Source organism: Desulfogranum mediterraneum DSM 13871, assembly GCF_000429965.1.
Lineage (GTDB): Bacteria > Desulfobacterota > Desulfobulbia > Desulfobulbales > Desulfobulbaceae > Desulfogranum > Desulfogranum mediterraneum.
The window spans coordinates 1-22,732 of record NZ_AUCW01000015.1; the positions used below are offsets into that span (position 1 = coordinate 1).

Consider the following 22,732-nt stretch of genomic DNA (forward strand, 5'->3'; position numbering starts at 1 on the left):
TCCTTACTGACAATACCAGCAAGGATATATGGGCGGATTCCGCCTACCGATCCGAAGAAAGATTGCAGAATCTCGCTAAGCAAGGTTTCCGTGAACATGTTCAACGCAAGGGTAGCCGTCATCGAAAACTGACCCCTACCGAACAGGAGGGGAACAGGACGCGGTCCAGGATTCGCTCCCGAGTCGAGCACGTCTTTGGTGTGCAGGCCCAGAAAGCCGGAAACCTAATTTTGCGTACGATCGGTATAGCTCGAGCCAGGGCAAAAATTGGATTGCGCAACCTGGCGTACAATATCGATCGGGCTGGATTACTACTAACGGCGCGAACGTGAAACGTGCCATGATTCGCCCAACATGGCTCTCGCGTATTCAATCATTGATGCGCTGGCATGAAATTGTTGGGTTCATCCAACCGAACAACCGGAGCTGTTAAAAAAAATTCCCTTAAAAATGGTGCAAACGGGATCCAGGGTAATTTTCAAGGTTCCCTTTATATTTTTTACCCTGTCACCACCTGGACAATTACTGATATCAGGATACAACCCTGCTCCAGCAGTGGTGATCGGCAAAAAAGGCATAAACTCATCAAAGTTTGTGCTTTACCGGGAAGTTACAGCGAATGTTTTCCCGTTGCGGAAAGTGTCAACAACAGCTTGCCTGATCCTCCATTTTAGCACCAAAGAGAAGGCTATTGCCCCCCAAACTGGCCATTTCAAGGCATCATTTCGTTTGCTTTTAAAGAGTTACCTTGGTCCGACCCCGAAAGCTAGGTAGCGGCAAATGCGGTGGCTTGAGCGGCTGACATCCCTTTGCCACCGTCCTGTAAAGCATCAGTATAATCTTTGCCAGACATTCCAGCCGCTAAATTTGAGTACGCCGCAAGTGCAAGTTCTGAGTGCATGAAATATTCTGTTATCATACTCATTTCTTATCCCCTTTTATGAAAACTGCAGACTCAAATTTTAGACCTTGAGTTGGAGCTGGGCACATAAAACTTGATCCATGCCATAGGCCAGGTAGGCCTCCACCAACTCTAGCATAACGGATGAGTTCGCCGAGCACTTTCCCATCATTTCGACGGACAATTCGATGATGTATTCTTGACATCTTAGTATTCCCCTTCAAATAATAATGAATATCGGAATCGTAATAATACTTATCCGAAGGTGTTACCTCAGCTTTATCAGGTATCCGAATCCTGCCGAATTGATCAAGCAGCTCTGAAGTCAGTTCGACCATCTCATACACCTTAACTCCGCCATCCTTGGCGCACATTTCTCGCACCTGATGGTCAAGCCACATATTCCTCCCGACCGCGACCCAGAGAAACCATGCAACAAATCCAACAGTACCAGCCACGATCAGCCCTTTTACCACACGACTCTCTGTCCGAAAAAAAAGCCAACGCGCTAACTGAAATATGCATGCCGGAATTACAACCCAGTAAAAAAACATCAGTACAGCACTCATACGACTATCCTCCGTGGCAATATTCTGACTGAACATCTCCCTGATGGGAGTTCCCAAAGGCAATGGCCCAAAAGTTCAATTGAGTCTTATAGTTGCAATTGGGGTCGCACCAAGCTAACCACTCGATCTCATTTCTTATCCATTCCAAAACTGAAGGTTTTCCACGTCTATACTGCCCTTTTCGGTACCGAAAGAAGCGATATAGGGCGACAGGGACTCTCGCAGCTCATAGCAGTCAACCTTTTCCCGAACCTGGCGGCCGATCGCAAAACTACGCATCTGGCCTTTGACTGGCTCGACAAAGGTGCGCAGTCCCGGGGACAGGACAGGATACCTAACTCAACCGAATCCCATATCCTGTCCCCGGAACTCCACACTCCCCGCACCTGACCACATCTCCGGCGCCGCCACTGTCTCCGGCCGCAAAGAGATAGCTGTTTCTGCCGCTGCCGCCTGCCAGGTAGTCGCTGCCGGTCCCGCCCTGGAGAATATCGTCTCCCCCCTGTCCAAAGAGGTTATCGTCTCCCGAGCCTCCGGACAAGGTATCGAGCCCGTCATTGCCCTGCAGCTCATCATTGCCGCTGCCGCCGAAGAGCTGATCATCGCCGCCATGGCCATAGAGGTGATCGTCGCCGGCCTCGCCAAACAGCCTGTCTGCCCCGGTACCCGTGGCATCACCATTATCGCCATAGAGGGTATCGGTTCCTTCACCGCCCCTCAGGGTATCGTCGCCGGATTCACCGACGAGGATGTCAGAGTCAGCACCACCATACAGCTGATCGTTGCCGCCGTCGCCGTAGAGTTCGTCACCCCCGGTGCCGCCATAGAGGGTATCGTGGCCTGTACCGCCGTTGAGATAGTCGTCTTGATCGCCGCCGCTAAGGAGGTCATCTCCGCCATGGCCGAACAGCTGATCCTGACCCTGCTCACCAAAGAGCCGATCATTGCCGGCAAGGCCGTAGAGCAGGTCATCACCATCGCCGCCCTTAATGAGATCGTCCCCTGTGCCGGAAAGATCGCTGTTGTCCCCGACCAGCCAGTCGTTACCAGCACCGCCGGATAAGTTGTCGTTGCCGTCGCCGCCAAACAAGGTATCATGGTCCGCCTCACCAAGAAGGATGTCATTGCCACCACCCCCCTCGATGTAGTCACGCCCCATACCACCGGCCAGATAGTCGTCGCCCGCATTTGGGGCGTCGTTATGGATCTCGAAGTTAGAAGAGGTGAAGCCCGTTGCGTATCCGAGGGTAGAGTATGCAAAGCTTAACTGAACAAAAAGGGGTCGGATTTAATTTCTCCGCTCCCAGCCGCTCAGCCTCTCACCTCATGTCCAACAGCTTCCTGACACAACTCCTTGCTGTAAATCAGCAGGCAAAGCCCTTTCCCCACCGGCACAGGCCGTCATCCCGGGTAGGAATCAAACCATCCCGGGATAACTCCAGCGCAGCCTGCGCCGCCCTCTCGACAGCCGGCGGGGTAGTACCCCTTATCCTGATGGTTTGTTTAATCAGGCCAAAACACGAAGGCAATAGGCCGAAATACCTATACCCTGATGGGTAGATCTACCCATTGCACCGGCCTATGCCTTGGCCTGCTGCAAGTTTTCTCTGCCCCGGCAGAGGGTCTTATGGCTATTTTCCGAAAAAAATGTCCCTTTTCCCTGCTCGTCTGGACCAGGAGTGCAGGCAGCCTGGAGGGTGCTTCCCCTGAGCTCATTCATCTCTTTTTAACTGGTTCTGGAAGGGATATCTGAGGTTCAGGTCCTGCTCTGCACGCAGCTCCTTCCCTGACCCCGCTTCCAGGTCGGTAAATGTGCTGAGCAAGGGTTTTGCCTTGGTCAGGGTTTCCTTAATCATCACAGGCCCGGCCCAGAGAATGTACTGTTCATTATATTCAGCCTCTGCCCCTGCTGACCTGGGCGGAAAAACCAGCCTGCCGCTCAGGTGCTCGACGGCCAGTACCTCGAGGACGGTCTTGGCCCGTAGGATCTCGTTGTTGGCGAGAAACCAGTCCACCCGGCTGCGTACCGTACCAAAGACATCCACGGTGATGTAGACATCGATCTCCGCCTCAGACGGGGGCACCACATAGACCTCTTTCAGGAAGAAGTAGGTCTGGAGCAGTGCAGAGAGATACTGGAGGTCGTCTGAAGGGATCTCTTCGGAATTATGGTAGGAGCCCAGGCCCTTGTATTCCAGCCCAAGCTGAGCCTCCCCGCCGGTTCCCTCCTGGCTGGTGGTGCTTTTTACCGGATGGTTCAGCATCGTCTCTGTAGCCGAATGAGCGGAGCTTAGGGTTGAGGCGTCTTGGGTCGCTGAAGTGGTCGAGGAAGAGGTCGAAGAAGAGGTGGTTGAGGAGTATCGAGGAAAGACCGACCGCTCCACCGTGGCCGGCGTCTGGATATAATCCCCGCGCAGCTGCGAGACAACCGAAAACCTCCCGCCCAGCAGGTTGCCTGCCCCGTTATCTCCAATGGCATTGACAAAGAGGTTGACCCGCTTGCCGCGAAGAGATGAAAGATCTAGCTGCTTGATTGCCCCTCGGGTGGCAGCGGAGACCAGTTCCTGCTCCACGGCAAATCGTTTACCGCCGCCGTGTCCGGGCAGACCTGTCAAGGTCCCGCAGCCGCTGCAGATGCAGAGGGCAACAAGCAGAAGAACGGACAGAGCAGCGTGGCTGATCGATATCATTTCCCTATACATGCTGTGATTCATTTGATTTTTTTTGGCTGATCCGCCCATCCAACTCACGGCTCCCGGAGACTCTCGTCCAGCGCCCTGATGATCGGATAGAGGAAATAGGAGATCACCGATCGCCTGCCGACCTTGATCTCCGCCCGCACCTTCATCCCCGGCATGATCCGAAAACCAGCCGGGACATCCCGCAAGCGGGTTGAAAGCAGCTCTATCCTTGCCTTGTAATAGGCCTTGCCGGCGGCAGGCTCCCTGGTCGCTTCAAGAGCGGCCCCAAGACCTTCCTGGTGCCAGGCATCCTCACTGATGACCCGGACCCTGCCTGGCAGGGTCCCGTGGCGCTGGAAGGGAAAGGCGTCCAGCTTGACCCGCGCGGTATCATTCTTCCGGATTCTGCCGATATCCTTGGTTTGCACCTCAGCCTCAACCTCAATGGAACAGTCTGTCGGCACCAGGGTTACAAAGGATTCCGCCTGCTGGACAATGGAGCCGACCGAGCGTTTGGCCATCTTCAGGACAATGCCCTGTTCCGGCGCCCGCAGAGAGACCAGCTCGTGCAGTCGTTCCGCTTTTTTGATGCCTTCCAACACCTTCTCAAGTTCTGTGTGCAGGGTGACCTGCTGCTCCATCAGCTCACCCTGTCGTTCTTCCACGAAACGTTGCCATTCGGAACGAACCTGACGGATCTCATTCCGGATGACCTTTGCCTCCGCCTGCAGCCCCTCTTCTTCGTTTTTTGCCAGGGTCCTGGCCTTTTGCGCCTCCAGCAGCCTGAGCCGATACTCCCCGTTGTTTTGCGGCAATCTGGCCGTGGTTCCCTCCACATCGCGCAAGAGTTTCAACTGACGCCCCAGCCCCTGGCAACGTACAACATTGAGGGCAAGCTTTGCCTCCAGAGCGGCAATCCGGTCCTCGCTGGTCTGCTGATTTCTGGCAAAGATACGCCTGCGCTGCTGGAGCAGCTGCTGTTGCAGCTCTCCATCTTCCCCCTCTTCCCGGGTCGGAGCAAAGGCAGCATTGCCCAACTCTGCCTTTATCCTCCTGATTTGGACGCCAAGGGCGAGCTTCTCCCTGGTCAGCTGGGAGAGATCGGCACCGGTAAAGGTCGGGTCAAGGGTGGCCAGGACCTGGCCCTGTTCAACCACCTCGCCGACCTCGACATGGATCGTGCGAACCACCGCAGTGCTCATGGGCTGGACAACGATGGTCGGTGCGGTGGTAATCAACTCTCCCTCGGTGACCACGATACGATCGACCTTAAAGATGATCGCGCCGATGACCACCATGACCAGCGAGCAGAGGATGAGATAGAGCACCCAGCGTATCCTGCCCGGGACCGGTCGCTCCTCGATCTCGACTGCATCCGGCTGGTATTCGAGAATCTCCTGACGGAGAGGGTTGTTCTTTTTCTTCATTCTCTTTCCAGCCGAACCAGGCTCTCAGGTTGTGTCTCCAAAATGGCTCAGACCTCCATCTGCTGTTGCCAGAGATGATGATAGAGGCTGCAGCCTTTCAGCAGTTGTTCGTGGGCACCATGCCCCACCAGGCACCCATCTTCCAGGACGATGATCATGTCCGCGTCCTTGAGCATCGACAGCCTGTGAGAGACGATGACCACGGTTCTGTTTCTGGCAATCTCCACCAGGTTGTTGCGGATGATCCTCTCGCTCTCCGGATCGAGGGAACTGGTTGCCTCATCCAGGATCAGGATCTGCGGCCTGGTGAGCAGGGCCCTGGCGATCGCCAGCCGCTGGCGCTGACCTCCGGAGAGATTTTTCGCCCCCTCCTCCAGCTTGGTATCGTAGCCCTGGGAAAGCTTGACGATGAATTCGTCCGCACCCGCCTGGAGAGCCGCCTGGATAATCTCTTCCCGGCCGGCCTTCGCCTGGCCTGCTCGAATATTTTCGGCCACTGTTGCGTTGAAGAGGAAACTCTCCTGCAGCACTACCCCCATATTCTGACGAAGATGGGCCGTATCGATCTCATTGAGGTAACAGTTACTGATCCGGATGGTTCCGGCAGAAGGGAAATAGACCTTCTGCAGCATCCGGGTCAGGGTGGTCTTGCCGGACCCGCTTGGGCCAACGATGCCCAGGGTCTTATTGGCTGGGATGGTCAGCGAGATCTCCCTGAGCGCGTCGGGCAGGTCAGGAGCATAGCGGAAACGGACCCGCTCGAAAACGATATCCCCGTTCAGAGCCGGCCTGGCCCCGTGCCTGTCAGCACCCCACTCCGGCCTTGCGTTCATCACCACCCCCAGTTTTTCAACGGAAAGGGCCGCCTCCTGATACTGATGAATAAGGCCGACAAGTCGGACCAGCGGTGAAGTCACCCGTCCGGCCAGCATCTGAAAGGCGATCAGGGCCCCCACGGTCAGAGAGCCGTTAAACACCAGGCCTGCACCCAGCCAGATGAGGATGACCGTCATCAGCCGCTCCAGAAGCTGGGTCAGGGATTTTGCGGTTATCGAGATTTTCCCAACCCGAAACTGCATGCTGACCGCCTTGGCGACCTTGTTTTCCCACTGTTTGCGCAGCAGCGGCTCGATAGCCATTGCCTTGACCGTGGCCATGCCGTTGATCGTCTCGACCAGCATGGCCTGCCTGCTTCCCTCAGCTTCATAGAGGGCATCCAGCCGCCTCTTGAACGGCACGATGAGAGAGCCGATGACAAGCCCGATCAAGGTGGTGAACAGCAAGACTATACCCGTCAGGCGAAGGCTGTAGAAAAAGAGGAAGGGGAGAAAGACAAACAGGGATGTCGCCTCCAGGATGGTCAAAAAGACATTGCCGGTGAGAAAGTTCCGGATCTTGGAGGTCTGCTGCATATGCTGGGTCAGGACACCGGCTGCAAGATGCTCAAAAAACCCGAGGGGGAGTTGGAGGAGATGTCGGAAGGTCCGGCCGGTTACCCGAAGGTCGATCTTGTTGGTAGCGTGCAGCAGGAGGTAGTCCCTGAGGAAGTCCAGGCCCGCATTGACCAGCAAGGCTGCCGTCATGCTTATTCCCAGAACGTGGAGGGTGGTGAAGGCCTGGTTCACCAGCACCTTGTCGATGACGATCTGAAAGAAGATAGGTGTCACCAGGGAGATAAGGTTGATAAAGAGCACTGCAAGTGCGATATCCAGAAAGGTCACCTTCTGGCGAAGTATCTCAGGAATGAACCAGCGCAGGCTGAAGGGTTGATTCTCGTCGGTCAGCCTGTATGGCCGTTTTATGACATATGCCCTGCCTGACCAGATCTCTTCGAACTCCTGCCGGGTCAACCTGATATGAGCGCCGCCCATGCCGGCCAGGGGGTCGTAACAGCCGATCAGCAACTCATCCTGTTGTTCGCCCTGTCCCGGTGCCATGCCGGCCAACACCAGATGCCTGCCGTTTGTGAGAACCGCAACAGCAGGATAGCCCTTTCCCAGCTTAGCAAGCTCTTTCCAGTTGAGAGAAAGCAGCCTGGCTTTCAGGCCGACCTCCTTTGCCATCCGCAGGAAACGCTGTTGCGGGATCTCATCCTCATTGAGATGAAACTCATGACGGAGCCGCTCATCGGTGAGGTCAATCTTGTGCTCCTTGGCGACCAGGGAAAAACAGACCAGGGCGGTATTGATTTTTTGAAAAAGAAGAATTCCACCTGACCAGAGCTTAAAGAAGCGGGGAGCCGAGAGCCGACCCTCCTCCCAGGAGCCATCTGCTCCATTTCTGAGGATGCGGACTTCAGGCGCCGCCCCTTGACTGCTGCCGGCTATCTCGCTGAGGAGCACATAGCTGCCGTCCCGCAGTTCGGCCACCACCGGAAACTGATCGGTCATTGCGGCAAGCTGCTCTGCTTGCGGCCTGACGATGAGGGTCTTGAATCCCGAGGCCCGTCCCGCCCTGGTGATCTTTTCCAGGGTTTGTTTGCTGTTTTCTAAATGAGGAACGCCTGGAATGAGGTCCAGTTCATCCACAAGACCCTGCCAACCTGATTGCATGGCAAGCCGGCGACAACTGTCCAGGAGACCTTGCGCGTGGTCCGGTTCATCCACCTTTGTCATCTGAGTCATGAATCTGGTTTGTTTTCCATCTATGCTTTCTGGTCAAAGGGGGCAGGCAGTTCTCTGCTCGCGGGACAGCAGTGCTGGCAACCCCCTTACTCTTACCCTTACCCTTCACACTGTTGACGTTCTTCATGACCGTGGCGCGCAGCACAACAGCGCATCAGGTTCCAGCCACAGATATCTTCACGCTGGTTCGGTATGATTCGGTACGATTCGGTAGAACAGGGGCGGCAGAGGGTCAGCCTGGAGAATTCAACCCGTGATTTATACAGCAATATCAAGATGTTGTCAAACAGGTGACAGGGGGTCAGCAAGAAGACCTGAAGGCCCTGCTACCACATGACTTTTCAGGATATCCACTGTCTCTGCAAGGTGACGACCATAAAAAAAACTGGGATTATTTCCGGATAACAACCACTCCCTCATTCTCCACAGCTTTCCCTGCTCAAATCTTGACTGTCATTGCCGCGCAGGCGGGAATCCACTCCCGGAGGAAGGAAGAAGCAGCAGCCTTAACCGGGATCTCTACCTGGGTGGAGACCCCGCCAGGGACGGCAAGCGCAGAGGGAGCAAACCGGATACCCGCCTGCGCGGGCATGACGGCTGAAGCACGGAAATCCACTCCCGGAGGAAGGATGAAGCAGCAGCCTTAACCGGGATCTCTACCTGGGTGGAGACCCCGCCAGGGACGGCAAACGCAGAGGGAGCAAACCGGATACCCGCCTGCGCGGACATGACGGCTGAAGCACGGAAATCCACTCCCGGAGGAAGGATGAAGCAGCAGCCTTAACCGGGATCTCTGCCTGGGTGGAGATGCCGCCCGGGACGGGAAACGCAGAGGGAGCAACCTGGATGCCTGCCTGGGCGGACATGACGGCAGAAATGCGGTATGAGGGAAAAAACGGGGGAATGACCGATGACGAATGACGGTAACCGTAGGGATTGAGAGAGCCGAAAAAGGGCAATCCGTATAATCGGCGTCTACCCTCTATCTCTGCTGTTCCCTTGTTTTATTTCGCCCCCTCCTTGCCAAGGGCTTCCTGCATCTTTTCTGCAGCGACACAGCGATCAAAGGGGGACTTGTAGAACTCCTCGAGCACGAGGCAGGCAGCACCAAGTGACCAATCAGTATCCTTCCACTGGTGGACGACCACCTCGGTGGCGGCAAGGATATCAGGGGCAGTATTTTCCGCTATGGCCTCTTGCATGGGGGTAAACATCAGCTTCCCCGCTCTCACGCCGTTTCCGGTGACAATGACCTTTGAGGGATTAAAAAGTTGGGCAAGGCCGGCGATGGCCTGCCCCAGGTATTGCCCTGCCTGGGCAAAGGTTTCCACCAAAGGAGCAACACCCTCCTCTGCACCTTTCAGTACCTCCTCATAGCTGAGGATATCAGCTGGATCGTGCTGCCAGTCTCCCCGGAGACACCGCTCTCTTGCGCCGTTCACTATGCCGAAGTTGCTGATATAGGCCTCAAAGCAACCACGCTTTCCGCAACGGCACGGACGGCCGCCCCGGGAGACAACAAAATGGCCGAGCTCCCCGGCAAAACCAGAAGAGCCCCTATAGAGTTCACCATCGATAACCACTCCCATGCCGAGACCATCCTCAATGGTGACAACAATAAAATTATTAATCCCCTTCCCTTTGCCGACCCACAGCTGGGTGAGGGTAACGGTGTTGGTGTCGTTATCCACATAGGTTTCAATCCGAAATCGCTTTCTGATCAGCTCTCGCAAGGAGGCGGTATCGCGGCTGAACAGCGGGCTCCAGTAACTGACACCTTCACGGTTGTCCACATGACCGGGTATCCCGATTCCTATTCCGGAGATCTGCTTGAGTGACAGGCCCGCCTCTTTCACGCAGTGGCGGATAGCCTCCTCGATCAAGTCGGCAACAAACTGTACAGGACGCTCGCTGGTTCGAACCGGCATTACCACAGAACTCTTTACCTCAGCCAGGATATTGCAGACAACACAACCAACGCGAAAAGCAGAGACCTTGACCCCAACGACATAGGCCGCATTCGGATTTATGGCCAGCATCACCCTGTTTCTGCCACGCGCAGACGATCCCTCTGCCTTCTTTTCATAGATCAGGTCGCTTGCTATCATTTTGGCGGTGATATTGCTGACCGTGGCCCTGCTGTGCCCTATTATCCCGGATATTTCGGTTCGCGAGATAGCCCCGGCAATCCGGATTGCGTTGAGGATCTGGTACTGATTTAGCGTTTTTAACGCTATCGGACGCTTGATCATTGAGTTTCCTTGGATACCGGTAGAGCCCAAGACCATGAAGGTTTCCTGTTTTCACTGATACCCGGATTAAATTATGGGTCTGCTGCAGCTTCAAGCGCTCTAGCTCATTTTCTGCACATTATCATACGGTCTCGTGCCTTTGCAGGGGGACGAGTCTGGCACTTCACTCTGAAATGCCGGCGCTCCCTCCTTGCCGGCTGGACCGCAGGGCTGAATTCATTTTGTTAACACCGTAAACAAATCAAGACAACAATAAAGTTCACCGCCAGGGACAGACCTCATATGAGGGGCGAATCCCAGCAAAGTTGAAGGATGCATCCAAAAATGCATTTTTTTGTTAAACAGGTAAAATATATCTTGACAAGAATTCACTTATTAACGATGATCAGCCACATCTTACCAGGGATGACGCCTTTACAACTGTCTAACTTCAGATAATTAGGGTTGCGGATCATCCCGGGCTCACGCCAGTAAGGACAGCTGCTGTTTTTATTCGTTCACCAACTGAAATAAAACATTGCCGGGAGGTTACACCCAATGAAACGCACCTTGATGCTGATCTGTTCAACCCTTTGTCTTCTCTTCATGGTTATGCAGGGCGCTGCCATGGCCAAGACCGTCAAGATTGGCTTTATCCTCAAAACCTTACAAGAGGAGCGATACCAGAGAGACAAGGCCGCCTTTATCGCCAAGGCAGAGTCCCTGGGCGCAAAGGTATATTTCGATTCCGCCAACAACGATGAACAGGCGCAATTAATGAAATTTGAAAATATGCTGGCAAAGGGGTGTCAGGTTATTGTGTTGCAGCCCGTCAATACCGGAACCGCCGGAACAATGGTCAAGACAGCCAACGAGGAGGGGGTCAAAGTCATTGGTTATGATTCTATGCTCGCCAACGGCCCTCTAGATTATATGGTCATGCAGGACAGCTGGGCGGTGGGCAAACTCCAGGGAGAGGCCATGCTCAAGTGGTTTAAAGAAAAGAAGGGTAAGATACAGGGCAAGGTTGCCCTTATCATGGGACAGCCGGGTGACTCCAATGCCCAGGCCATGTCCAGCGGCGCCCTTGAGATAATACAACAGTACCCGGAGCTGGAACTTGTCGCCCAGCAATCCCATGAGGGCTGGTCTTCGGACAAGGCCATGGCCACTGCGGAAAACGTGCTGACCAAATACGATAACAAGGTTGATGCATTCATCTGTAACAACAGCGGCATGGCACGGGGTGTCATCTCTGCCCTTGACGGTCAGGGACTTGCAGATATTGACAGGGTCTTTGTTGCCGGCTCCGATGCCGACCTGGTGAACATTCAATATGTTGCCCAGGGCAAGCAGGCCGTGGAAATTTGGAAAAAGATCGAGCCCCTTGCTGAGACTGCCGCTGAAATGGCTGTGCAGATAGCAAACAAGCAAGACATTACCGTGGACATGCACATAAACAACGGCTTTGTCGATGTGCCAACGGTGGTCACCCCTATCGTTCCGGTTAACAGAGAAAATCTTGATGCAACCATCATAGCAGAAGGGTTCTACACCAAAGAGCAGGTATACGGTAACTAGTCGTCACGGCAGGTCCCTTGGCAAGCGTCGGCAAGATGGGGAGGGCGGGAGCCCTGCCATAATGGCCCGGAGCTCCCGCCTACTCCCTGCCCCTCCCCTTGGCGCTCCTCTTCCCGCTCCCCTCCCCCCATGGCTGCGCTGGGCAATGCGTCTGGGGATGAGCATGGCGATGAACAAATTGTGGTTGATATGGGTGAAGTGGTTTTACAGATGAAGAACATCGTCAAGGATTTTCCCGGAGTACGGGCCCTTGACCGAGTCAGCTTTGAAGCCCGCTCCGGTGAGGTTCTGGCGCTCGTCGGAGAAAACGGGGCAGGCAAATCCACCCTGATGAAGGTCCTGAGCGGGGTGTGGCCCTATCCGAGCTATGAAGGTGAAATAGCCATCAATGGCCACCCCTGCCGCTTCAAGGATACCCGCGAGGCAGAGCGGGCGGGAGTGGCCATCATTTACCAGGAACTCAACCTGATCCCCGAGCTGACGGTCGCTGAAAATATTTTCCTCGATCGCCTGTTCTGCAAGCCTCTGGGCCGTGTGAACTGGGGCAAGGTGTTTGCCGAGGCCCAAAGCCTGCTTGAGCGACTCAATATCAGCGGAGTGGCGCCGGGGGAAAAGGTTGGCGAGCTGACAGTGGGCAAACAGCAGATGGTGGAAATTGCCAAGGCCCTCTCAAAAAAGGCCAAGATTCTGGTGTTTGACGAACCGACCTCTGCCTTGACAGAGAAGGAGGTCGATGCCCTGTTCACCACCATGGAACAGCTGAAAGCGTCAGGGGTTTGCATGACCTACATCTCCCATAAGATGGAGGAGCTGCAGGTCATAGCCGACCGGGTTGCCGTGCTCAGGGACGGCAGGACCATCGGCGAGCCAACGGAGATCAACCGGATCTCCATGGATGAGATCATCAACCGCATGGTGGGGCGGGACATCAGGGAGATGTTCCCGAAGATCGAAGCGGAACAGGGCGACCCTGTTTTGGAGGTTCGCGATTTGAGCCTTGAACACCCGACCATCCCCGGCAAACACCTGGTTAACCGGGTATCCTTTACAGCCTATTCCGGTGAAATATTGGGCATCTCAGGACTGATGGGGTCAGGGAGATCAGAGCTGGCGGCCAGCATCTTCGGCGCTTCAAGGCAACAGATCTCCGGATCGGTGCAACTCAACGGAAAAACGCTCAAGATACGACACCCGCAGGATGCCGTCGAAAAAGGTATCGCCCTGGTTACCGAGGACCGTAAATCGCTGGGCCTGGTACTCGGGCAGAGTGTCCTCAGCAACATGACCCTTGCTGCCCTGGAGAAGGTGGCCGGTCGCTGGGGCATTATCAACAAGGCCAAAGAACACCATCTCGGCCGTAGTTATGTCGATCAGCTCAACATCAAGACCCCGGGCCTGGAGGTTGCGGTGGACACCCTCAGCGGCGGTAATCAACAGAAGGTCATCATAGCCAAATGGCTGAATACCTCACCCAAGGTGCTCATTCTGGACGAGCCTACCAGGGGGATCGACATTGGTGCCAAGGCGGAGATTTACAACCTCCTGAACACGCTGGTTCAGGAGGGAGTTACCGTAATCATGATCTCATCGGAACTGCCTGAAATCATGGGAATGTGTCACCGGATCCTGGTCATGTGCGAAGGCGAGATAACAGCAGAACTCAATGATCGGGAAGCCACCAGGGAACTTATCATGGCATATGGCACCGGTAGAAGAAAGAAAGAGGAGTAGACCATGGCAACAGCGGTGAACAGCGCAAACCCTTTCCATCATGTCGCTGGATTTTTAAAAGAAAATGGGACGCTTGTGGCTCTGGTGGCGCTGGCTCTCATTTTTTCACTCATGGATGAGGCGTTCTTTACCCCCCGAAACCTCACCAACCTTGCCCGCCAGACGACCATCATCGGGATCATCTCCGTGGGGATGACCATGGTTATCATCATCAACGGCATTGACCTTTCGGTGGGTTCCATCGTCGGGCTCTCGGCCATTGTGGTAACCCTGCTCATGCAGCAGGGCATGAATGTCTGGTTGGCAATACCCCTCACCCTGCTGACAACAGGCACACTGATCGGCCTCTGGAACGGATTCTGGATAGCCCACTACAATATCCCCCCCTTTATCATCACCCTGGGCATGATGACCATTGCCCGCGGCCTGGCACTGACCCTGTCCAACGGCAGCTCTGTGCCGGTCACCGATCCGATCTTTCCACAACTTGGCGGCTCGTACATTCCCCCTGCTGTTTCCGGAATCCTCATTATCCTGACCCTGTCCCTCTTTATCTTTGCCCTCTTTCGGGAGGTCGGGCAAAGGAGGAAATATGGTGCTGTCGTCAAGCTGCAGCCCCTCATCGCCTCGACGCTCATCACCGTGGTCGGGCTTGGCCTCTCCTTCTATGTGTTCACCACCTACCGGGGCATCCCCTATCCGGTGGCAGTCTTCTCCATCATTGCCTTTATCGGCATTTTTATGCTGAACAATACCATCTTCGGCAGAAGGATCTATGCCATCGGCGGCAATGAGGAGGCTGCCAGGCTCTCCGGCATCCGTATCTACCGGGTCAAACTGATTGTCTACAGCATCATCACCACCCTCGCGGCCCTGTCCGGCGTTCTTCTGGCCTCCCGGCTGAACGGGGCCTCGCCAAATCTTGGCAACATGTTTGAACTGGATGCAATCTCTGCGGTGATCATCGGAGGCACGAGCTTTTCCGGTGGGGTCGGGACGATATCAGGTACGGTCATCGGTGCCTTTATAATAGGCATCCTGAACAACGGCATGAGTCTCCTGGGTGTGCCCACCTTTTATCAACTCATCATTAAGGGCCTGATAATCATCCTTGCCGTCTGGTTCGATGTCCTGAACAAGAAAAAAAGCGCATAGATCGCTGGAGGCTCCACGCAACCGCAATGAACGATCCAATACTACTTGCCGGCGATATCGGTGGCACCAAGACCCGACTTGGGATTTTTTCACGGGAGCAGGGCCCCTTTAAGCCTCTCGCCGCCTGCACCTACTCCAGCACCTCCCATGGGGGTCTCGAAGATATTGTTCGCGCCTTTCTCCTCGACACGGGATACACGGTCAAGAGAGCGTGTTTCGGGGTGGCCGGACCGGTGAAGGATAATGCCGCAACTATCACCAACTTGCCGTGGCTGATTGATGGCAACACCTTGGCACAGGAGGTCGGCATCGATGAGGTTTGCCTGCTCAATGACCTGGAAGCCATGGCCCATGCAGTTCCTCTTCTCAGCGGAACGTCCATGGAGGTTGTCAGTCCCGGTGAAGCGGAGGCCCAAGGGGTCAAGGCCCTGGTGGCTCCGGGAACAGGCCTGGGTGAAGTCTTTCTCAGCTGGAACGGTTCCAAATATCGGGCTCACCGATCAGAGGGCGGCCACACCGAGTTTGGCCCCAGAACCGATATCGAATCAGAACTCCTCAGCTACCTTCGGCACAGATATGATCACGTCAGTTACGAACGTGTCTGCTCGGGTATGGCCATTCCAGATCTCTACGCTTTTTTTCGCGATACCGGACGCTACCCAGAACCTCCCGGTCTGGCCGAGCAACTCAAAAGAGCTGATGACCCAACGCCGCTCATCATCGAGGCGGCCCTTTGTTTTCCGGAAAAAAATCCGATCTGCGTTGCTGTGGTGGAGTTGTTTGTTTCCGTGCTTGGGGCAGAAGCCGGCAACCTTGCCCTGACAGTTTCCGCCTACGGCGGCATCTATATCGGCGGAGGGATTCCGCCTCGAATTGCACACTATATCCACAGCCCTCTCTTTATCAGGACATTAAAAGATAAAGGACGCCTCAGCCCGATGGTGTCGGACATTCCGGTTTATCTCATCACCCTTGACGACACGGCCTTAACCGGTGCAGCCAGTTACGGCTTACCATAGCAAACCCTATTGGCTGTCATTCCCGCGCAGGCGGGAATCCACTCCCGGAGAAAGGAGGCAGCAGCCTTAACCTGGATCTCTGCCTGGGTGGAGACGCCGCCAGGGACGGGAAGTGCAGCGGGAGCAAACTGAACTATTACGATGCAAGATCTAGACTACCAAGCGCTGTGATCTTCTCACACTCAACAGTAAGATTATCTTCCGCAGATCAAGGGGCTTTACCCAGCAGTTCTCCTCCCAAGTTTCAATCACACCTTAAAGCCGCCTATCATCTGTCGCAATTTTTCTGCAAGTTGCGAGAGCTCTTTTGCGCTGCTCATGACCTGGTTACCACTCGTTGACATTTCCGATGATGACTGACTGACACCTACAATGCTCTGAGAGATATCATTAGACACCACTGCACTTTGAGCAACATTCTCATTTACCTCACCCAGACCTTCTACCCCCTGAGTCACATTGGTCGAGATATCATTAATTGCGGCAGCTTGCTCTTCAACACTAGCAGCAATAGTGGCTACAGTATCATTAATCTGAGAAATAACTTCTGTTATATTAGCGATCTGAGAAACAGAACCAGCAGTAGAATCCTGTATCCGTTCAATCTTATTTTTTATTTCAAGGGTAGCCTCAGCGGTCTGTTTTGCAAGATCTTTGATTTCATTTGCTACCACGGCAAACCCCTTACCAGATTCACCTGCCCTTGCAGCCTCAATGGTCGCATTCAATGCAAGAAGATTTGTCTGGTCGGAGATCTCTGCTATGGTTTCAGTAACCTTGCCAATTTCCTGGGCAGATTTTCCAAGTTCCTCGATCTTTTCGGCAGCGCTACCAGCGACGGTTACGGCATCCTCAGTAACAGTCGCAGCCTTCCCGGTATTTTTTGCCACTTCACTTATAGCCGCAGACATCTCTTCGGTTGAAGAGGCCACCAGGTTCATATTCATGGTTACCTCTTCTGTTGCAGCAGCAACCGAATTCATATTCGTGCTCATCTCTTCAGTAGCTGCTGCAACACTGCTTGATTCGCCAGAGATATTTGTAGCACCAAGAGACATTTGCTCGGAAACGGCAGACAACTCAGTGGTCGCAGATGACATGGTGTTAACACCTTCAGCAACCTGCTTAAACATTTGCTGCAACTTTAGAATAAAACTATTAAAGTATGCTGATAACTGCTGAATCTCATCATATGTGGACTTTTTGTACACTTCACAATCCTCGCAGTGCACATGCTTGCCTGAGGTAAGTACCACACACACAGGGTCTTCACTATAACTTCCTGCCGTTTCCCAGCAGAGGCTATTCTTGCCAAAGTTTTCGCAGTTGTTATTATTACATTTGGTAACCTCAGAGCAAACTGGACAATCCAAGCTAAGACGGGTTGTAAGATCACCTTCACCTTCAGATATACCCTTTAGCATACCAGATACCCTAGATATAGGCCTGACAATCGCATTACTCATCAAGAAGGCCAAAGTAAAACCTGTACAAACAGCAGCAACACCGGCCCCAAAAGCAAATTTACCCAGAGACTTGTTTGCAACTGCAATCGATTCTATCTTTACACTTGATCCATGCTCAGATTTTTCACGAAGAGAATCCACTGCTGGCTCAATCTTATGCACAACGAAACGCATTCGCTCGACCAGATCAGCGATATTCCTATCTTCTTCCACCAGAAGCTCAAATAGATGTTTATATTCATTCAACTCTGCAGTCGTTCTCTCGACATGCTCCGAAAGCACACGACTGCTGCTAAAGCTAGCTAACAACCGATCAACGGCAGCAAATGTTTTCTGCACATACGATTCATCATTGCGAAGCAGATAGTCTTTTTCATTCTTGCGAACATCGAGAAAAAGGGCCTTAGAGTCAGGTACAAAAACATCATAGATAGCCGACTCCATCTGATGGGCTGCATCCCTCATAGCCCGGTAGTGCTGACCTTGGATTTCGGCCGACCCGCCTGCTTCATACCTCCTGAATCTCTCTTCGTACAAAGCAAGAGCCTTTTTTTGAGCCTCTTTGGAATCAGCTTCACAGGCACTGTTATCTATAAGTTTTTTGTAATTTTCTATCGCTGCAGTAAACTTTTTCTGATAGCTAGCGCTCTTGTTCAGAACAAAGTCTTTTTCATAACGACGCATCATCAGCATTGCAACCATCAGGTCATCAATTTGGTGCCCCTGCATGGATTTCGACACTCTCCCTGCAATAGCCCTGAATCTCCCCTGCAACCCAGAATTATGATCAAGCCCCCGCTTCTCCCACGACAAAGCAAGTTCATTGAAAGTTGCCTCATACTCTTCTGCATAGCCGATAATTGTGCTCGCAGCGGTTGCTGAATCTTGATCCCCAATCAGCTGAGCACGTTGAGATATTTCCCGTGCCTCTTCTTTCAAAGAGGCAATATTTTGGTTGAGTTTTTTTATGTACTTTTTATCTTTCCTTATCAAAAAATCTTTCTCATTACGCCTTGACTGCAGCATATAAATGTCACTCTTGTCGCTATGATCTGCAATTGCTAGCTCTTGATCAAAAAGATTTTCAAAATTTTTTACAGACGAACTGATAGCGTACTGATAAATAGCCATCAAACAAACCAGCAAAGAAAGCACCAAGCCAAATGCCCCAAAAAGCTTATACTTTAGGCTAAACTTAAACATAGAAAACCTCCCTTTGACTGTATTAATACGAACTATGGCAAACGAAACTACTTTAATCGACAAGGAGAAACCTACATACTGACGTTACTGGTAACGTTTTCTTTTGCGCTGCTGCTTGCTCTATCTGCTGCTGACTTCTCTACTAAAAACATAAAATAAAGATCAAATATTTACTAAACTCCTGCATAGTGGACCTATTCACAACTCAAAAGCCCTTTGCTCGCCAAAGATGGTTCTGCAAAATATGTTCTCATTATATGGTTTTAAATTATCTATATTCAACTTTTTTATTGAAACAAGGAAAAACACTTCGGTTCTCCTCTAGAAAGGGTGCATAATCCCTGCTTACAAATCCAAAAATGATCTCCTTTTTAGGCTGATAGAATCCCAGGCCAACCACCACCCTCCTCACGAAAGGAAAACCAAGAACAAAAGGGGGCAAGTCAACTTTTGGCTTCACAGGGTCGAAGAATAACACCGCCTCCATTCCGGCCCTAGATATACGAGCCGGCTGTCTCTAAGCTGAAGGGATTGGGAGCATCCGCTACTTATGGCATAATTTGGCAGCCGATTTTTTTCGATTTTACTATGTATTTTTAAACAGTTAGATGCAAACTTAGCTTTAAAAGCGAGCGCTTTTATGGTATAATACTCTGCAAAATCAGAAGGTTATGCCATGGCAAGGGTGCTGAAAATACAGACTGGGACTGAGTGCTATAAAGACATGTACGACGATAGTCTTGATCAAAAAATATCTGATATTATCCAGTGTGTTGATGCGCCCAACAACAGCCTGTTTAAAATCATCGAAAATGTCAGAAATATTTACCCTGCGATAGACCCTGAATTGGTTCAAATTATTATTCAAGGTGAGCTCGACAAACATGTCGCAGCCCCCAGGTGCACTTGTTGTGGGGCCAAAGCCCATAAAAAATATTCCAATAAAAAAGAGTGCTTTACCACAATAGGGACAATTACGATTACTTGCCCTTACTATGCTTGCCCAAAATGCAAGGCCGTTCTTACTCCATACGAAGATGCTCTCAATTTGAGAGATGGCAAGTATCAGTATGATATCCAAAAAATAGCAGCCCTCTTTGGCGCCAAAGAAACCTTTGAAGAGACTGCAGAGATGATGAGCGAAATTTATCGCGTCGACATCTCTCCTGATACGGTGCACAAACTTACCAATCAAATCGCCTCTGAAGTCAGCCTTACAGAGATTATCCCTACACCCAAGGAAGTGTCTAAAATTGTAGAAGATATTTCTAGGGATAATTACCGGAAACCAGTTCTCGTTTTTTCTGCTGACGGAGCGATGGTCCCTATCCGGACAGAAGAGAAAGGGCAGCCTCACTGCTGGCGTGAGGCCAAGGGAATCCGTGGTTACCTGCTCGACAAAGACAAGATTGTTCACCTGCTCAGCTGGCATCAAGTCAGCAACATTGAGGAATTTAAAGGTTTTTTAGCTAATCTGAGAGCCCAGGATATCATCCCTCTCGACAAAGTTCGTCTTTGCTTTGTAGGTGATGGAGCTGATTGGATATGGGACTGTGTCAAAAAGTACTTCCCCGAATGTAGACAGGTCCTCGATTATTATCACTGTTCAGAACATCTATATGACTTTGCCAAAATCCATTTTACTGGCCAGGAGAAGGCAAAGGCGTGGGTAGAGGAGACCAAGGTCCGGCTATTCCACAACAATGCAGTCCATGTCATTGCTGGTCTCAACAGAATGAAATGCAAAACAGCGGAGACTGAGGTTAAGAGAAATAACCTCTTCAATTATCTCAAGAAAAATATAGATAGAGTTGAATACGGCCGGTTGCGTCGTGGCGGCTACCCTCTGGGGAGCGGTGCAATCGAAAGCTCAAACAAGTTCATCAGTAATATTCGCCTCAAGAGATCTGGGGCTTGGTGGAAGGTGGACTATGCCAACAATATTCTGAAATTACGTTGCGCCAAATACAATTCTAAATTTGATTCCTTTTTTGAGGAATACGAGAGCAAGGCTCAGGCTAAACGTGCTTCACGGGAAAAGAGGATCCGAGTCGTTAAGTAATGCCATAAACGTCGGATGCTCCCGAAGGGATTTTACTCACCTCAAAGATAATTGAGACTTGGATACGGACGAGTCAGCTCAAGCCTCGGCTGCTCATCTTTGAATAATGGATTCTTAAAAAAGGGTCTATCCGAATCTCCCAACGCCAACGCATGAGCAGCGCGGTCCTTCCCGTTCCTTCATTCACTTTTTGGCTGCCATTCCCTCGTAGGCGGGAAGACAGTCCCGCATTAAGGGTGCAGCTGCACCCTTAACCCGGATGTCTGCCTGCGTGGAGACGCCGCCAGGGACGGATAGTGCTGTGGAAGCAACCTGGATGCCCGCCTACGCAGGCATGACGGCAGAAGCGCGAGAATGTGGGTAACAGCTGGGAAATGAAGGTAAAAGAAGGATTGACAGATCCACAAAAAAACGGGGACAGAACTATTTTCTGAGCTTCCTTGGCCTGCCAGGCCCCCTGTTGGACAGACGGATACCAAGCTTTCGGGATAGTTCCTCCCGAAACCTGTCTCCGCCGGTGACCTGTCCCCTCTGCAATGCCTCGCGTATCAGTTTGATTTCATCCCCGGGAACGGTCCCAAGGACATATTCGGCATATGCTCTTATTCGTTCATTCTCCCTTGTGCCAAGGGCCAGATAGGAAGGAGGGAGGTCAACGACAGGGTCCTGGCTTCCTGGTTGTACCTTGCGCCAAGCGACATCAGAAATTGGGTCAATCCGGATCTCCCAACACATGAGCAGCGCGGGCATGACGGCAGAAGCACCGGAATCCAGTCATGGAGAAAGGAGGCAGCAGCCTTAACCTGGATCGCTAGTTGGGTGGAGATGCCGCCAGGGACGGGAAATGCAGCAGGAACGAACTGGATACCCGCCTGCGAGGGCATGACGGCAGAAGCGCCGGAATCCACTCCCGGAGAAAGGCGGCAGCAGCACCCTTAAACTGGATCTCTAGTTGGATGGAGACGCCGCCAGGGACGGGAAGTGCAGCAGGAACGAACTGGATACCCGCCTGCGCGGGCATGGGGAAGCGATGCGGGTATGAGGGCAGCTCAGCTGCCGCCGGCGTTGCGCCAGCAGGTGGGGTCGCTGGCCAGGTAGTCGCCGGTGAGCTGGTAGGCGGCGCCGCGGCAGCCGTAGCACTCTGCAGCCTGCTCGCAGTCGCGGCACTCGCCCTTGATGGTCTGACGATAGTTCTTGAGGTCGGCGATCACCTGGCTGGTGGCCAGGATCTCGCCCAGGGGGGTCTGGCGGATGTTGCCCAGGGGGATGGTCACCCCCACGCAGGGCATGACCTCCCCGCTGGCGGTGACCACACAGGAGACCTGGTGGCGCATGCAGCGGTTGCCCACCAGGGGCGGCTGGGGGGTCCAGCTCCGGCCGAACTGGCTTTGGTCGAGCTCGGCCAGGGCGGTGAAGAGGGTCTTGAGCTCGGCGGGCGTCACCCCCAGCCAGTCGTTATCCAGGGCATTGGCCTGGGGGGTGATCACCTCGAAGAAGGGCTCGATCCCCTCCCGGCGCAGCCACTGCCAGAGCGCGGGCAGCTCGGCGATATTCTGCCGACAGATCACGGTGGAGATGGCCAGGAACCGCTCCCGGGAGGGGTAGCCCGCCCCCCTGAGGGCGGCCAGGGCCTGCTGGATCAGCGCAGAGGCCCCGAGCCTGCCGGCCAGCCGGTCCTGGATCTCGGGGTCACGGGAGTTGAGCTTAAGGGCCACCCGTGCCTGTTTTTCGGCGAGAAATGAGGCCAGCTCCGGGGTGATGCCGGAGCCGTTGGTGAAGAGCTCTATGGCCATGCCCTGTGCATCGATGAAGGAGAGCATCTCCCTGAGGTGGGGATAGATAGAGGGCTCACCGCCCAGGACGATGATCTTACGCGCCCCCAGCTCCCTGGCCTGGCGAATCAGCTCCCTGAGCTCCCGGCGGGAGAGTTCGCCTGCCCGCGTGCCCTCCTCCTCCACGTAGCAGTAGGAACAGCGGAAGTTGCAGACCCGGCTGAACTCGATCTCCATGGAGAGCAGCCGGTTCTCGGCCGCGGCCTGGCGAACCTCTGCCTCGCTGAACTCCAGATTATAGATCTGCATC

Annotated in this window: 15 protein-coding genes; 6 read left to right on the forward strand and 9 right to left on the reverse strand. The window is 53.3% G+C overall.

Annotated features, from left to right (window positions below; translation table 11 throughout):
* Positions 1 to 332, forward strand: a 332-nt coding sequence (locus G494_RS22360) for a transposase (RefSeq protein WP_035245825.1), incomplete at its 5' end; no start/stop codon positions are given.
* A 434-nt stretch (positions 333 to 766) separates the two neighbouring features.
* Here the strand turns inward: G494_RS22360 and G494_RS26655 are convergent.
* The 7 genes from G494_RS26655 to G494_RS0107315 form a co-directional block, all read right to left on the reverse strand.
* Positions 767 to 925, reverse strand: a complete 159-nt coding sequence (locus G494_RS26655; protein WP_153305789.1) for a hypothetical protein — start codon at positions 923 to 925, stop codon at positions 767 to 769.
* Positions 922 to 1,470, reverse strand: a complete 549-nt coding sequence (locus G494_RS0107275) for a hypothetical protein (RefSeq protein WP_153305790.1) — start codon at positions 1,468 to 1,470, stop codon at positions 922 to 924. Before G494_RS0107275 ends, G494_RS26655 begins: the two co-directional genes overlap by 4 nt.
* A 334-nt stretch (positions 1,471 to 1,804) precedes the next feature.
* Entirely contained in the window at positions 1,805 to 2,758 is a 954-nt protein-coding gene (locus G494_RS22365) for a calcium-binding protein (RefSeq protein ID WP_332307521.1), read from the reverse strand.
* A gap of 424 nt (positions 2,759 to 3,182) precedes the next feature.
* Positions 3,183 to 4,172: a hypothetical protein gene (locus tag G494_RS22370; protein WP_051305487.1), complete on the reverse strand. Its 990-nt coding sequence runs from the start codon at positions 4,170 to 4,172 to the stop codon at positions 3,183 to 3,185.
* Between the two features lie 44 nt (positions 4,173 to 4,216).
* Entirely contained in the window at positions 4,217 to 5,578 is a 1,362-nt protein-coding gene (locus G494_RS0107295; protein ID WP_028584006.1) for an HlyD family type I secretion periplasmic adaptor subunit, read from the reverse strand.
* A 47-nt stretch (positions 5,579 to 5,625) separates the two neighbouring features.
* Entirely contained in the window at positions 5,626 to 8,202 is a 2,577-nt protein-coding gene (locus G494_RS0107300) for a peptidase domain-containing ABC transporter (RefSeq protein ID WP_208597642.1), read from the reverse strand.
* A gap of 1,004 nt (positions 8,203 to 9,206) precedes the next feature.
* A complete protein-coding gene (locus tag G494_RS0107315) occupies positions 9,207 to 10,454 on the reverse strand; it encodes an ROK family transcriptional regulator (protein WP_028584008.1) in 1,248 nt (415 codons plus the stop codon).
* 537 nt (positions 10,455 to 10,991) lie between these two features.
* Here G494_RS0107315 and G494_RS22375 point away from each other — a divergent pair.
* The 4 genes from G494_RS22375 (at position 10,992) to glk (ending at position 15,919) form a co-directional block, all read left to right on the forward strand.
* Positions 10,992 to 12,014, forward strand: a complete 1,023-nt coding sequence (locus G494_RS22375; RefSeq protein WP_051305488.1) for a sugar ABC transporter substrate-binding protein — start codon at positions 10,992 to 10,994, stop codon at positions 12,012 to 12,014.
* Positions 12,015 to 12,224: 210 nt separating this feature from the next.
* Positions 12,225 to 13,745 (forward strand): sugar ABC transporter ATP-binding protein, encoded by a 1,521-nt coding sequence (locus G494_RS0107325; protein WP_208597643.1) that lies wholly within the window; start codon positions 12,225 to 12,227, stop codon positions 13,743 to 13,745.
* An 84-nt stretch (positions 13,746 to 13,829) separates the two neighbouring features.
* Complete coding sequence (locus G494_RS0107330; RefSeq protein ID WP_208597644.1) at positions 13,830 to 14,900, forward strand: sugar ABC transporter permease; 1,071 nt, start codon at positions 13,830 to 13,832, stop codon at positions 14,898 to 14,900.
* 26 nt (positions 14,901 to 14,926) lie between these two features.
* Entirely contained in the window at positions 14,927 to 15,919 is a 993-nt protein-coding gene (gene glk, locus G494_RS0107335) for a glucokinase (RefSeq protein WP_208597645.1), read from the forward strand.
* Between the two features lie 248 nt (positions 15,920 to 16,167).
* On the opposite strand, the gene G494_RS25245 is transcribed toward glk, so the two are convergent.
* A complete protein-coding gene (locus tag G494_RS25245) occupies positions 16,168 to 18,588 on the reverse strand; it encodes a methyl-accepting chemotaxis protein (protein WP_051305490.1) in 2,421 nt (806 codons plus the stop codon).
* A 676-nt stretch (positions 18,589 to 19,264) separates the two neighbouring features.
* On the opposite strand from G494_RS25245, the gene G494_RS25250 reads away from it, so the two are divergent.
* Positions 19,265 to 20,650, forward strand: coding sequence for an ISKra4 family transposase (locus G494_RS25250; protein ID WP_051305491.1), 1,386 nt, complete (start codon positions 19,265 to 19,267; stop codon positions 20,648 to 20,650).
* Positions 20,651 to 21,699: 1,049 nt separating this feature from the next.
* Here the strand turns inward: G494_RS25250 and G494_RS0107355 are convergent.
* Positions 21,700 to 22,731, reverse strand: coding sequence for a radical SAM/SPASM domain-containing protein (locus G494_RS0107355; RefSeq protein WP_028584013.1), 1,032 nt, complete (start codon positions 22,729 to 22,731; stop codon positions 21,700 to 21,702).
* Position 22,732: the final 1 nt, after the last annotated feature.